At 46.6% G+C, this 12,837-nt stretch carries 13 protein-coding genes; 5 read left to right on the forward strand and 8 right to left on the reverse strand.

The window, feature by feature from the left end; translation table 11 throughout:
- Positions 1-900: a methyl-accepting chemotaxis protein gene (locus MHI30_RS02370; RefSeq protein ID WP_009330183.1), complete on the reverse strand. Its 900-nt coding sequence runs from the start codon at positions 898-900 to the stop codon at positions 1-3.
- Between the two features lie 135 nt (positions 901-1,035).
- The gene (locus MHI30_RS02375; RefSeq protein ID WP_009330182.1) at positions 1,036-2,397 is read right to left on the reverse strand and encodes an aspartate kinase; all 1,362 of its coding nucleotides are present in this window, start codon (positions 2,395-2,397) and stop codon (positions 1,036-1,038) included.
- Between the two features lie 276 nt (positions 2,398-2,673).
- On the opposite strand from MHI30_RS02375, the gene MHI30_RS02380 reads away from it, so the two are divergent.
- Genes MHI30_RS02380 through MHI30_RS02395 form a run of 4 tightly spaced genes read left to right on the forward strand, consistent with a single transcriptional unit; the run spans position 2,674 to position 6,281 of the window.
- Positions 2,674-3,627, forward strand: a complete 954-nt coding sequence (locus MHI30_RS02380; protein ID WP_003178937.1) for an ABC transporter permease — start codon at positions 2,674-2,676, stop codon at positions 3,625-3,627.
- Positions 3,617-4,561, forward strand: a complete 945-nt coding sequence (locus MHI30_RS02385; protein WP_003178939.1) for an iron chelate uptake ABC transporter family permease subunit — start codon at positions 3,617-3,619, stop codon at positions 4,559-4,561. Before MHI30_RS02380 ends, MHI30_RS02385 begins: the two co-directional genes overlap by 11 nt.
- Complete coding sequence (locus MHI30_RS02390) at positions 4,561-5,319, forward strand: ABC transporter ATP-binding protein (RefSeq protein WP_003178940.1); 759 nt, start codon at positions 4,561-4,563, stop codon at positions 5,317-5,319. The genes MHI30_RS02385 and MHI30_RS02390 overlap by 1 nt, the downstream gene beginning before the upstream one ends.
- A 14-nt stretch (positions 5,320-5,333) precedes the next feature.
- Entirely contained in the window at positions 5,334-6,281 is a 948-nt protein-coding gene (locus MHI30_RS02395; protein WP_003178942.1) for a siderophore ABC transporter substrate-binding protein, read from the forward strand.
- A 168-nt stretch (positions 6,282-6,449) separates the two neighbouring features.
- Here the strand turns inward: MHI30_RS02395 and MHI30_RS02400 are convergent, their stop codons facing one another.
- From MHI30_RS02400 to MHI30_RS02420, 5 genes are all read right to left on the reverse strand, one after another.
- Positions 6,450-7,871, reverse strand: a complete 1,422-nt coding sequence (locus MHI30_RS02400; protein ID WP_003178944.1) for an MDR family MFS transporter — start codon at positions 7,869-7,871, stop codon at positions 6,450-6,452.
- 11 nt (positions 7,872-7,882) lie between these two features.
- The gene (locus MHI30_RS02405) at positions 7,883-8,770 is read right to left on the reverse strand and encodes a TetR/AcrR family transcriptional regulator (RefSeq protein WP_227592764.1); all 888 of its coding nucleotides are present in this window, start codon (positions 8,768-8,770) and stop codon (positions 7,883-7,885) included.
- A 94-nt stretch (positions 8,771-8,864) separates the two neighbouring features.
- Positions 8,865-9,707, reverse strand: coding sequence for an isocitrate lyase/phosphoenolpyruvate mutase family protein (locus MHI30_RS02410; RefSeq protein ID WP_009330179.1), 843 nt, complete (start codon positions 9,705-9,707; stop codon positions 8,865-8,867).
- Positions 9,708-9,817: 110 nt separating this feature from the next.
- Positions 9,818-10,555, reverse strand: coding sequence for an NADPH-dependent oxidoreductase (locus MHI30_RS02415; protein WP_003178951.1), 738 nt, complete (start codon positions 10,553-10,555; stop codon positions 9,818-9,820).
- An 18-nt stretch (positions 10,556-10,573) separates the two neighbouring features.
- Positions 10,574-10,861, reverse strand: a complete 288-nt coding sequence (locus MHI30_RS02420) for a putative quinol monooxygenase (protein ID WP_003178953.1) — start codon at positions 10,859-10,861, stop codon at positions 10,574-10,576.
- A gap of 177 nt (positions 10,862-11,038) precedes the next feature.
- On the opposite strand from MHI30_RS02420, the gene MHI30_RS02425 reads away from it, so the two are divergent.
- Complete coding sequence (locus MHI30_RS02425; RefSeq protein ID WP_003178955.1) at positions 11,039-11,335, forward strand: metalloregulator ArsR/SmtB family transcription factor; 297 nt, start codon at positions 11,039-11,041, stop codon at positions 11,333-11,335.
- A gap of 64 nt (positions 11,336-11,399) precedes the next feature.
- Here the strand turns inward: MHI30_RS02425 and MHI30_RS02430 are convergent, their stop codons facing one another.
- Positions 11,400-12,830, reverse strand: a complete 1,431-nt coding sequence (locus tag MHI30_RS02430; protein ID WP_009330178.1) for a PLP-dependent aminotransferase family protein — start codon at positions 12,828-12,830, stop codon at positions 11,400-11,402.
- Between the last annotated feature and the right edge of the window lie 7 nt (positions 12,831-12,837).

Here is a 12,837-nt window from a genome sequence, read left to right on the forward strand (position 1 = left end):
CTACCGCAAGCTCCTGGATCGTCGTTGAGCCTTTGTGCTTTCATCAGCGCTGGCGCTCAATTCTTGTGATGATGAAGCAACTTGGTGGGACGTTTCGCCGACCGTTTCAATGATCGAACGGACGCCTGCTACCATTTTGTTAAACGATGCGGTCAGCAATCCCAATTCATCCTTCGATTGATATGTTCCTTTGACAGTAAAATCTCCTTGCTCTGTTTCTGCGAACAGCGCCTGAATGTCTTTGATCGGCTTTGTGATCAACCTTGTCATTAAGAGTCCAATCGAGATGGATAAAACAAGCGATGCTGCGATCACAATGATGAGAAGCGTGATGATGGAACCGGCTTCTTTAGAATCCCGCTGATAGATCGTTTTGGCGTTATCAGCATTTAGCGTTTGAATGTCTTCAATCAGCTGGTTGACCGTTTCTCTTTGAGGATCCATCTCTTTTAGATAGACATCATATGCTTTGTCATTTTCGTTCTTCACCGCCAAGCTGAGCATCTCGCTGCTGATATCTTGCAATTTCTTGTATTCGCTTTTGAAGCTCTCGTATTTTTCAGAGACGTTGTCCATTAATTTTAGCTGATCGATCTTTTCCATTAAGGTGTTGTTTTCTTCGTTTTTTTCCTTGATGTTTTTTTGCAAAGTATCATTTCGATCGTTGTCTTTCGTCACCATTAACTCGAATTTGTACGTATCAAGATCGAGGTTGTTCGCTTTTAATCTTGCAAACAACTGGTTGGGAATCAATTGATCTTGATAGATCATCTCGGAACCTTTGGAAAGCTTGCTCAGTCCGCCTACCCCCTGGATGCCGACAATTGACAAAGCCAGCGCCGAAATGATAATGATGACAAACAGTTTGCTTCTGATTTTTATATTTCTCAACAGATTCATATGGTGTTCTCCCATCAATTTATTTACTTTACATATCGGCTTTCAAAACGGTTTTGTGAATCAATTTATGGCAGGTATTTTAAGGGAAGGGGATATTTTCTGACAACAAAAAAACCCCATAAAAAAGGGGTTTTTTTAAACGAGAACTTTTGCGAAAAATTCCTGGTATAATGCGCGGACCGCTTGTTTTTCCTGAGCTTCCTTAACGCCGAACATCATGCTGACTTCCGAGGAGCCCTGGTTGATCATTTCGATGTTGACGCCGGCTTCAGACAATGCTTTTGACGCTCTTGCCGTCGTTCCGACGTTATGGCGCATGGCTTCGCCGACGACCATGATCAGGGCAATATTGTGTTCAATCGCTACTTCATCAGCATCCAACTCTTCCTTGATCCGTTTGATCATCCGTTTTTCTGCTGCTTGATCCATTTGATTCTGCCTTAAAATGATCGTAATATCGTCAATGCCGGACGGAATGTGTTCATACGTCAGCTCTTCATCTTCAAGGATTTGCAGGACGCGGCGGCCGAAGCCGATTTCTCGGTTCATCAAATATTTGCTGATGTAAATGCTGCAAAATCCGCTGTCGCCGGCGATCCCGACGACAGGTCCGTTCGTGTTGTCGCGTGTGGCGACAACTCTTGTCCCTTCCGCGTCCGGGTTGTTTGTATTTTTGATCTGAACCGGTATGCGCGCCCGGAAAGCAGGAATCAATGCTTCATCATGAAAGACGGAAAAGCCGGCATACGACAGCTCTCTCATTTCCCGGTATGTCAGCTCGCGGATTTCTTTCGGGTTGGATACGATCGCCGGGTTGACAGAATAAACGGCGTCAACGTCAGTGAAGTTTTCATACAACTCGGCTTTCAATCCATTCGCTAAAATGGAGCCCGTAATGTCAGAGCCGCTGCGCGAAAACGTCATCACTTCTCCTTCCTGGCTGAATCCGAAGAAGCCGGGAAAGATAATGATGCCCTTTTGCTGTCTCAGCTGAAACAGATTGTCGTAGGACTCGGGCAGCACTTGTGCGTTGCCGGGTTCGCTCGTCACGAACAGCCCGGCGTCTTTTGGACTGACATAATGTGCTTCAACTCCCCGGTGCCTGAAGTAGGCCGCTACCAGTTTGGCATTGTTATCTTCGCCGCTTGCTTTGATCGCATCAATAAACCGTTCCGGATTTGTTTTATCACCTTCGAGCAGCTGAAGCAGGTCTGCCCGGATCCGGTTGATCACGTCATCGGCAAGCCCGAGCTCTAGCGCGATATCGGCATACCGTCCGACAATCGCCTCAACCAGGCCGGTTGCTTCTTTCGATAATAAGTACTGTTGGGCGCATTCGATTAACAGGTCAGTTACTTTCGTATCCTCGGGATGCCGTTTTCCGGGTGCCGATACGACGACGGCCCTCCTTTCCGGATCGGAAGTGACGATTTGAAATACTTTCTCTAGCTGGGCTCCTGATGCGAGCGAGCTGCCTCCAAATTTAACGACTTTCATTTGTTACATCTCCTAAAGTTTAAATTTTCGAAATAAATTTAATTTTAATTATTGCGCTTTTTACAAGAAGAATCAAGGTTTTTCTTTCAGGAAAGAACAAATGTGTTTTTGAGAAGGACTCATCATAGGGAAATCGCATGACTTCAACCTTTGTATCTATTAATCTTATTGACTCTGTCAGAAAAAATGGTAAGATATATAAAGGCCCTTATTGATAATGATAATCATTAACGTCGGCGGAGGGGTTGCTTTGTTGTGCAAGGAGGCTACTGCAGCATGAAATTACGATACTTATTGCTAATGCTCATCATTCTTTCATTCAGCTCGATATTCATCGGCGTTAAGGAGCTTTCGCCTCTTGACCTTTTCCGCTTTAATGAGGACGAAATTCAAACGCTTTACATAAGCAGAATCCCGCGCTTGATCAGCATCGTGCTTGCGGGAATGAGCTTGAGCATCTGCGGGCTGATCATGCAGCAGCTGACGCGCAATAAATTTGTTTCACCAACCACCGCTGGAACGATGGATTGGGCTCGGCTCGGCGTGATCATTGCGATCGTGCTTTTTTCGTCTGCAGGAATTGTAGTCAAAATACTGTTTGCCTTTGTTTTTGCACTGTTTGGCAGCTTTTTGTTCGTCAAAATTTTGGACAGAATCAAGTTCAAAGATGCGATTTTCATCCCTCTCGTCGGAATGATGCTCGGGAGCGTTGTCAGCGCCATCTCTACTTTCATGGCTTATCAGTACAATATTATTCAAAACGTCAATGCATGGTTTGAAGGGAATTTTTCGCTGGTCATGAAGGGGAGGTATGAGCTCTTATTTCTGAGTATACCGCTCGTTATCATTGCCTATCTGTTCGCCAATAAATTCACGTTGGCCGGGATGGGGGAGTCATTTTCCATCAATCTTGGTTTGAAATACAAGCGGGTGGTCAATATCGGGCTGATCATCGTATCTATTATTTCGTCCGTCGTCATCCTGACGATCGGCACGCTTCCCTTTTTGGGATTGATCATCCCGAACATCGTGTCCATTTACAGGGGAGATCATTTGAAAAACAGCCTGCCTCACACGGCGGTTCTCGGAGCCGTTTTCGTCTTGTTTTGCGATATAGCGGGACGTCTCGTCATTTACCCGTACGAAATTTCGGTTGGTTTGATGGTCGGCATCATCGGGAGCGGCGTTTTTCTTTACTTGCTTTTAAGGAGAAAAGCCTATGCGTCATAAACAGAAAATGCTTGTACTCATCGTGATAGCAGCAGTCTGCATCGGGCTGTTTCTGTTCTACGGTTTGCCGTCTGTATGGGAATATGCGCTTCCGCGGAGGTTTGCCAAGGTTTTTGCGATCATCATTGTCGGTACAGCGATTGCGTATTCGTCGATGATTTTCCAAACGATCACAAACAACAGAATTTTGACGCCGAGCATCCTCGGACTCGATTCTCTCTATGTTCTGCTGCAAACCGGGATTATTTTCTTTTTCGGTGCAGCCAAACTCGCTGACCTCGGCAAAAACGGCAATTTTCTATTGTCTACCGGTTTGATGGTCTGCTTTTCATTTGTGCTGTTTTTCCTGATGTTCCGCCGGGGGGGAAGGCACATCTTCCTGCTGCTGCTCGTTGGAATTGTGTTCGGCACATTGTTCAGAAGCCTGTCATCCTTTATGCAGATGCTGATCGATCCGAACGAGTTCCAAGTCGTTCAAAACAAGATGTTTGCCAGCTTCAACAATTTGAATACGGACATTTTAGTGCTTGCTTCGCTCGTCATTCTGGCGATTCTCGTTTACGCTTGGCGGTTTAATCCGTACTTTGACGTGATTTCGCTCGGCAGGGATCAAGCCGTCAACCTCGGAATCGATTACGACCGGACGGTAAAGAAAATGCTGATCGTCGTCGCCGTTCTCGTTTCCGTGTCTACTGCCCTCGTGGGTCCGATCACATTTTTGGGGCTTCTCGTCGTCAATGTGGCGCGGGAGGTATTTAAAACGTATAAGCACAGCGTCCTGATTCCCGGAGCGGTTTTGTTCAGCATCATTGCGCTTGTCGGGGGCCAGTTCATTGTTGAAAAGCTGTTTGGTTTAACGGTAACGCTCGTGGTGATCATTGATTTTATCGGCGGGATTTATTTTATTTACCTGTTGCTGAAGGAGCGTAAATGATGATAGAAGTACGAGATATCATGAAACAATTCGGAGAGCAGACCGTTGTTCATCCCACGACTTTAACGATACAAAAAGGAATGATCACGTCCTTCATCGGACCGAACGGAGCGGGGAAAAGCACGCTTTTGTCCATCATCAGCAGGCTGATCGGCATGGACGCCGGAAAAGTGCTGATTGACGGCAAAGAAATCGGAGCTTACAAAAGCAATGATTTAGCAAAAAAAATCAGCATTTTAAAGCAGTCCAACCAGATCAACATCAGGCTGACTGTCAGGGAGCTCGTCAGCTTCGGCAGGTTTCCTTATTCACAGGGAAGGCTCTCGAAAGAGGACTGGGCATATGTCGATGAAGCGATTGATTATATGAAGCTGAGAGACATTGAGCATAAACACCTTGATCAGTTAAGCGGCGGCCAGTGCCAGCGCGCTTTCATCGCGATGGTCATTGCTCAGGATACCGACTATATATTGCTTGATGAACCATTGAATAATCTCGATATGAAACACTCAGTAGAGATTATGAAGCTCTTGAAAGACCTTGTCGAAAATCGCGGAAAAACGATCGTTATTGTCATTCATGACATTAATTTCGCCTCGGTTTATTCCGACAGAATCGCAGCCCTGAAAAACGGGCGGATTGTAAAAGAGGGGCCGGCGGAAGACATTATCCAAACGCCGGTGCTGAAAGACATCTATGATATGGACATTCCGATCCAACAAATCGGAGATCAAAAAATCTGTGTATATTTTAAATGATGAGGTGACCTGAATTGAAAAAACTATCTTTATTGATTATGGCATTGATAACCGTTCTTGTCGTAGCCGCCTGCGGAAATAAAGCTGCTGATACAGATGCAAAATCTTCCTCTAAAAAAGAAACCGTCACAATTAAACACAACAGCGACACAACAGATGTACCGAAAAATCCGAAAAAAGTCGTTGTCTTCAACTTTGGAATGCTTGACACGCTTGATGAGCTTGGTTTAAGCGACCGCGTTGTCGGCCTTCCGAAACAAACCCTTCCGTCTTACTTGAAAAAATATAAAGACAGCAAATTTGAAAGCGTCGGCGGACTAAAAGAGCCAGATTTTGAAAAAATTGCAGAGCTTGAGCCTGATTTGATCATCATCGAAGGCAGACAGTCTGAACAGTATGACGAGTTTAAAAAGATCGCTCCAACGATCGACATTGAGCTTGACCAGAAGAACTACATGAACAGTTTTAAAGAAAATACCGAAAACATTGGAAAAATCTTCGGCAAAGAAGATGCTGTCAAAGAAGCCCTTGCGAAAATCGATGAAAAAGTAGAGAAAGCCAACAAGCTGGCGAAAGAAAAAGGCGGCAAAGGATTGGTCGTCTTAACGAGCGATAAGCAAATCAGCGCGTATGGAAGCGGCTCAAGATTCGGCTTGATCCACGATGTGCTCGGCGTTGAACCTGTCGATAAAAACATCGAGGTTTCCCTTCACGGCCAAAGCGTCTCTTCAGAATATATCTCTGAAAAGAATCCTGATTACCTGTTTGTCATCGACCGAAGCGCTGCCATCGGCGAAAAAGGAACAGCAAAAGAAGTCATCGAAAATGAAATTGTAAAATCAACAAAGGCCTATAAAAACGGCCATATCACATACCTTGATCCAGGCTACTGGTACCTGTCAGGCGGAGGCCTTGAATCCGTATCTGAAATGGTGAAAGAAGTCGAAAATGGATTGAAATAAAAGAGCGAGGCTGCCGGTTCTTATCCGGCAGCCTTTTTTGTCTGTTCAAGGAGAAGAGGGCAGAGAGATGCAAAGCGGGTTTTCATGCTCATAACGCCGCAAGGGCCCCAGACTCAGTTAAGCGAATATAAAAAAACACGCCAGTTCGATTGAACTGGCGTGACATGATCAGCGGGCCGGCTGGCCTTGTTTGTCGGCCTGCGGCTTCTTTTTCAATGTAAACGAAAGGATAAATCCGATCAGCGCCAAGACAGCGGCCACGATAAAGGCGGAATTCATGCCGTGAATGAGCGCATTTAACGGATGAGATGTCGCGGCGTTTTTGGCTGAATTACTCATGACGGAAATCAGAACAGCCGTGCCGATCGAACCGCCGATCTGGCGCATCGTATTGTTCATCGCTGTTCCGTGCGGAATGAGATGCGCCGGAAGGGCATTGATGCCCGCCGTTGTGAGAGGCATCATAATCATGGAAGTTCCCATCATCCGCAGCGTATAAATGACGATAATAAATGTCAGCGAAGTATCCATTTGCAGGTCCGCAAACGGGATGGACGTCAGCAGCAAGACGGCAAACCCGATAATCGCAAGGCCTTTTCCGCCGATCTTGTCAAAAATCCGGCCGATGATCGGCGACATGATGCCCATTGCTATCGCGCCCGGCAGAAGCATCAAACCCGAATCGAAAGCTGTCACGTCTCTGACGTTTTGCGTGTACAGCGGCAAAATGGTCTCAGTACCGATCATTAATGCAAAAACGATCATACCAAGTAGCGTTGTTATCGTAAAAGTCCACGATTGGAAAACGCGAAACTCGAGTATCGGCCTTTTGATTTTCAATTGTCTAGAGATAAAGAAGAACAGGGCGACCGCACCGACTGCAAAGGAAATTAAAACAGTATTGCTCCCCCAGCCTTCTGATCCGGCGTTGCTGAAGCCGTACAATAAACCGCCGAAACCCAGGCTGGACAGGATAATAGATATGATGTCCACTGATGTTTCTCTCAATTTCGTGACGTTTTTCATCAGCAAGATGACAAGCACAAGATCAATCAGTGCAATTGGCAGAATAATATAAAATAAGTATCTCCATGTAAAGCTGTCGACGATCCAGCCTGACAATGTCGGTCCGATGGCCGGTGCAAATGCGATCACCAAGCCGACCATGCCCATTGCAGCCCCGCGTTTTTCAACCGGGAAAATCGTTAAAAAGATCGTCTGCATGAGCGGCATCATAATTCCGGCGCCTGCGGCCTGAATGATCCGCGCCGCCAGAAGAACCGGAAAGTTAGGCGCCACCGCACCGACGACTGTTCCCGCCGCAAAGATGCTCATCGCCGCGATGACGAGCGCGCGGCTCGAGAATTTTTCGATCAAAAAGGCGGTAATCGGAATGAGAATCCCGTTTGTCAGCATGAACGCCGTTGTCAGCCATTGAGCTTTTGTAGCGTCTATGTTCAAGTCTGCCATAATATGCGGCAGTGCGGTAACCAGGAGCGTTTGGTTCAAGATCGCGATAAACGCCCCGGCAATAAGCAAACCTACGATGATATTTCTGTTGTATGTCTGTTGTTCAGTTCCTGTACTCATATCAATCCCTCTTATTCTTTTATACTAATCGTTTGTATTTGTGAAACATCGTATTGGATGGCCTCGATTTTTCCAAGGTAATCAAGGAGAGCCTTAATTAAATACGTGCGTGGCTCATTGGCGAAAAGCTCCTCGCTCAGCAAATCTGCGGCAGACAGCAATTCTGTCACGGAAACATCGTCTTGTGGCAGCGAAGAAATCTTGGTTTTCAGTTTTTGCAAAAGGTCTTCAAGCAATTCCTCTTTTTTGGGCGGTGCCCAGCATGATGAGAAATTCGTATAGGAGGCAATAATGTCTTCATTTAATGAACTTTTCTGATCTTCGTTCAGCTTTTTCTCTATGAAGAGGTCCAGAACTGACATAATGAATGGCGGAATCGTTTTAACGTCAGGCTGCGCTTTTCCAGTGCCGACTAAAAACAGGAATTCCCTCATCAGCCCGTGGAAAATGATGACGATATCCCATATAAACGGCTCGACCTCTTCGCCGTACGCTTGAATGATAGAGTCTTTATGCCAGCTGATAATCATTGATTTTGTTTCTTTCAGATGCTTTTTAAATACTGCGGTATCCGGAGATGATCCCTCATTGGAGATGAAATTGATAAATTGGCGGTTTTCCCTGAATTCCGTAATCTCCAAAGCGATTTTTTTAGCGAATCTTTCTTTCGGCGTCAGCGAGGTTTCCGTATTGATGACGGCGCTTTTGTTCAGCATTTCATGCTTTCTGAACTTGATCAATGCCAGCAGAAGATCTTCTTTAGATTGAAACAGTTTATAAATAGATGCTTTTGACATTTTGCATTCTTCAGCGATCGCTTGCATTGCAACATTGTGATAGCCTTTTTGGGCAAACAGCTTTTTGGCGGCCCTTAAGACTGCTGCTTTTTTTTCGTTCATTCCGGCTCCTTCTTTCGCAATGATAAAACTCATGGGTCACTAAAAAACCCATGAGTTTTCATAAATGAAATATTAACAGACCGAACAGTTTCGGTCAACGATTTTGTTTTGGGTCACGATGAAGGCTGATCCAATCAGCCGCTTCTCCGTATGAAAGCACGCCGTCCGTCATACGATTGAAGGCGCCGCGGCGGATGATGTCTTCACCGATCTTTTTCACCAGTGACAGTGCAGCTCTGAAAGGGGCGGATCCGCAGCTGATCCTTTCAATCCCCAGTTCGGAAAGAATCTGTAAAGAGGGGGTGTGTGAGCCGGCCAGCACGTTGATCGGCCCGGATATACCTTTTCTCAGCCCGGCAATGGTGCCTGCATCATCGGCTCCGGGGATAAAAATGCAGTCCGCGCCTGCTTGACTGTACCGATTTGCCCGCCGGACTGCTGCTTGAAGACGGGAGCCGGGGGCGTCAGCATTGAGCCAGTACACATCCGTACGGGCATTGATTAAAACAGGAAGGTTCAGTTTTTTAACAGCCGTTATTTTTTCTTCCATTAATGTTTCATCACACAGCGGCCGACAGGGTTCTTTCGTTCCGTCTTCAATATTAATACCGACAACCCCGGCAGCTGCGGCTTTTTTTGCGTTTTCAGCGACTGTTTCCGGTGTTTGGCCGTAACCCGCTTCAAGATCTGCACTGACGGGAATATCGACGGCATCCGTGATGGTTTTCAGTACGGAAAGCAATGTTTCAAAGGGGAGATGTTCGCCGTCGGGATAGCCGAGGGACATGGCAATTCCGGCGCTGGTTGTCCCGACTGCTTTAAAACCGCAGTTTTGAAATGCTTTGGCGCTGGCTGCATCCCATGCATTTGGCAGAACGAATGGGTCTGACTGATGATGGAGATCCAGAAATGTTTGATACTTTGCAAATGATTTCATGTATTCCACTCCTTTTTTACATAGTGTAAATGTAAAGACCTTCGATGCTCATCGAAATGTGGAATGGAACGCATGGAAAAAGGCTATCGATCACCGATAGCCTAAAGCATCTATTCGAGTTTAAATCCTTGTTTCTCAAGCATTTCACGGATGTGAGGATAGTACACTTTATTGTAATAAGCGGATATGCCCTGAGACCAGTTTCTTGTTTCCTGTCCGTTAGTCCGTTTTGTCATGTATTCGGATATTTCTTCATCGTACGCGTCGATCAGCGGTTTTAAATCCGGTTGATACGTTTCGCTGTGCCTTACCGCTTGTTCCGGGAGGCGCGGCTTTTTGGCGGAGCGGTCCGCCGGATGGCCGACGACAAGTCCTGCGACAGGGAAGACGTATTCAGGAATATTGAGCAGTTTGATCAACTCTTCTGCACGGCCGCGGACCGCGCCGATCGGCACAGTGCCAAGTCCCATCGATTCAGCGGCTGCTGTGGCCGTCCCGAGGGCGATGCCTGCGTCGACAGCTCCGACAAGCACGGATTCCATTCCGTCTGTGATCGCAAGCGTTTCGCCGTTTTTCTCAAGGGCGATTTTCGCACGGTTGAAGTCCGCGCAGAACAAAAGGAAAACAGGGGCCTGCTCGATCCAGACCTGTCCGCCGGCCAGTTCGGCAATTTTCTTTTTCCGTTCCTCATCCTGAACCGTAATCACGGTGACCTGCTGGCCGTTAATGGAATTCGGCGCGGCTTGAACGGCTTGAATAATGTCGTCCAGCTGTTCAGGGCTCACGGGTTCATCTGTATAGCTGCGGATTGATCTATGGTCTTTCAATGTTTTCAATACTTCATTCATTAGAAACTCATCCTTTCTTTAATCCGTTGTGTGCGTTTTAACCACATTCAGGGGTTCTGATAAAAGGTCGCCCGCGGCTTGAACGAAAGCTTGAAAATGCTCTGTCTGATTATGGGCGTCAAGCGCGTCTTGATCCTTCCATTGCTCAAGCATGACAAATGTATTGGCATGTTCGGTATCTTCAAACAGCTGGTACTGGGCATTGCCGGCTTCAGCTCTTGAATGTTTAAGAAGCGGTTGTACGCTTTCGAGAAAGGCGTCTCGTTTTTCTGGTTTTACTTTCATATAGGCTTGCAATACGATCATTGGATCAAACCTCCATTATGTCATTTAGAATTCCTTTTCGTGTGCGTTGTATACACAGGGAATTGATTGTTCGAAAATCTTCGAACAATTGAATCGTAACATGTCCTTGCATTGCCGGCAACCCATTTGCCTCCTTGATGAATTGTCTTGAAGTTAGGATTATGATACATTTAACCCATGAAAACAAATGAAATGAAGTTAACAGCCGTTCTCCAAGCCTTGAGTGATCCTTACAGGCTTGAGATTGTCAAAGCATTGGCTGACACAGCCGAGAAAACGTGCGGTACGTGCACAAATCTCAATATTGCAAAGTCTACGCTGTCCCACCACTTCAAGGTGCTGAGGGAAGCGGGTCTGCTCAAAGTCCGCATCGAAGGGAAGCATCATTATTACTCCCTCTGCAAACGGGAATTGGAGGAGCAGTTTCCGGGACTGATCGAGGCGGTTCTCAAGGTAGAAAAGGAACGGTGGTAAACGGACCAGATGTCGGCTTTTTAAAGCCAGGCTGATACCGGCAGGAAAGAACCTGCCGGTATTTTTAAAGCTTCTCATCACCGCATACCGCTTCATAAAGCTTGGCAGTCCCTTCGTCGATCTGATCGGCAGCGATTTTGGCGAATCCGAGCACGAGCGATACCGTTCCTTCATGTTTTGTCTGCTCTTTCTTTAACGTAAACCGACTCATGCCGTAAACCTCGACCCGCCTTTCCTTTGCTCTTAATAAAACCTCTTCTTCACTTCTATCCGTTTCAAAATCGGCCACAAAGTGAAGGCCTGCGCTCTCGCCTTTAATTTTGACCCGGCCGTTAAAGTGTTTGACAAGGCTTCCGATCAGCCTTGTCCGCTTTTTTTCGTAAATCTGGTTCATTTTCTTAATGTGCTTTTGGTACTCCCCCGATTCGATCAGTTCCTGCAGGGCGAGCTGCGTTAAGACGCTGCTCGATTGAATCGAGAAATGGTGCCTTTTTCTGTATCGCTTCAGCAGCTTTTGCGGCAGTACCATATAGCTGATTCTCAGGCCCGGAAGAAGCGATTTTGAAAAAGTGCCGATGTAGATGACTTTTTCAGAGCGGTCAAGGCTTTGCAGGGCGGGGATCGTATCGCTCCCGTATTTAAATTCGCTGTCATAATCATCTTCCACAATATAGCGGTTTGCCCCGTCGGAAACCCAGTTTAAAAGCTGAATCCTCCTCGATACCGGCATAATGATTCCTGTTGGAAACTGGTGTGAAGGCGTGACAAATAAAACGTCCGGATTCAGACGGTGAATCTCGCTGATCCGCATTCCTTTATGGTCGAGCTGAATCGTGGCGACTTCTTTTCCTTCATTTTTCAGCAGTCGATAAATGCGGCTGTATCCCGGCTCCTCCATCGCATAGACGGCTGAGGCGGGGAGAAGGTCCTGGAGCGTGTGAATTAAGGACTGCGTCCCTGCGCTGATCACGATTTGTTCGGGGAGACATTTGACGCCTCTCGTTAAAGCGATAAAGCGTGCGATCGTTTGGCGCACTTCGTAGACGCCTTGCGGGTGCGTCATTTCTCCGAGTTCGTCAACATGTGAAGAAACCGCTTTCTGTTCGCAGCGAAGCCATGTTTTAAACGGAAAATGCGCCGTATCGACGCTCATATGGGAAAACGAGATCCAGCCGTCTTTGCTTTCAGGCTCTTCAACCAGTTCTTTTTCCAATTGAAGGGGACCGGGGTGACGGCTGGCGTGGAACGTTTCGATCTGCTCTACAAAAAAGCCTTTTCTTTCACGCGAATAAAGATAACCTTCTGCCAGAAGCTGCTGGTAGGCGGCGTTGACCGAATTGATGCTGACGTTCAATGTTTCGGCGAGCTCTCGCTTGGATGGGAGCTTTTTCCCCGGCAAAAGGTTGCGGCTGAAAATTTCTTCTTTAATCCGTTGATAGATTTGGTGATAAATATATTCCGCGCCCTTGGAGCGGTCAATCGGTATTGTGATCATAGCGCCT

Origin of the sequence: Bacillus sp. FSL L8-0528 (assembly GCF_038593085.1) — a bacterium.
Lineage (GTDB): Bacteria > Bacillota > Bacilli > Bacillales > Bacillaceae > Bacillus > Bacillus paralicheniformis.

Excerpts from the sequence above, each read along its gene's own strand:
- MHI30_RS02370 (WP_009330183.1), bottom strand. The coding sequence starts at position 900 with ATGAATCTGTTGAGAAATATAAAAATCAGAAGCAAACTGTTTGTCATC.
- MHI30_RS02375 (WP_009330182.1), bottom strand. The coding sequence starts at position 2,397 with ATGAAAGTCGTTAAATTTGGAGGCAGCTCGCTCGCATCAGGAGCCCAG.
- MHI30_RS02380 (WP_003178937.1), top strand. The coding sequence starts at position 2,674 with ATGAAATTACGATACTTATTGCTAATGCTCATCATTCTTTCATTCAGC.
- MHI30_RS02385 (WP_003178939.1), top strand. The coding sequence starts at position 3,617 with ATGCGTCATAAACAGAAAATGCTTGTACTCATCGTGATAGCAGCAGTC.
- MHI30_RS02390 (WP_003178940.1), top strand. The coding sequence starts at position 4,561 with ATGATAGAAGTACGAGATATCATGAAACAATTCGGAGAGCAGACCGTT.
- MHI30_RS02400 (WP_003178944.1), bottom strand. The coding sequence starts at position 7,871 with ATGAGTACAGGAACTGAACAACAGACATACAACAGAAATATCATCGTA.
- MHI30_RS02405 (WP_227592764.1), bottom strand. The coding sequence starts at position 8,770 with ATGAACGAAAAAAAAGCAGCAGTCTTAAGGGCCGCCAAAAAGCTGTTT.
- MHI30_RS02410 (WP_009330179.1), bottom strand. The coding sequence starts at position 9,707 with ATGAAATCATTTGCAAAGTATCAAACATTTCTGGATCTCCATCATCAG.
- MHI30_RS02415 (WP_003178951.1), bottom strand. The coding sequence starts at position 10,555 with ATGAATGAAGTATTGAAAACATTGAAAGACCATAGATCAATCCGCAGC.
- MHI30_RS02420 (WP_003178953.1), bottom strand. The coding sequence starts at position 10,861 with ATGATCGTATTGCAAGCCTATATGAAAGTAAAACCAGAAAAACGAGAC.
- MHI30_RS02425 (WP_003178955.1), top strand. The coding sequence starts at position 11,039 with ATGAAAACAAATGAAATGAAGTTAACAGCCGTTCTCCAAGCCTTGAGT.
- MHI30_RS02430 (WP_009330178.1), bottom strand. The coding sequence starts at position 12,830 with ATGATCACAATACCGATTGACCGCTCCAAGGGCGCGGAATATATTTAT.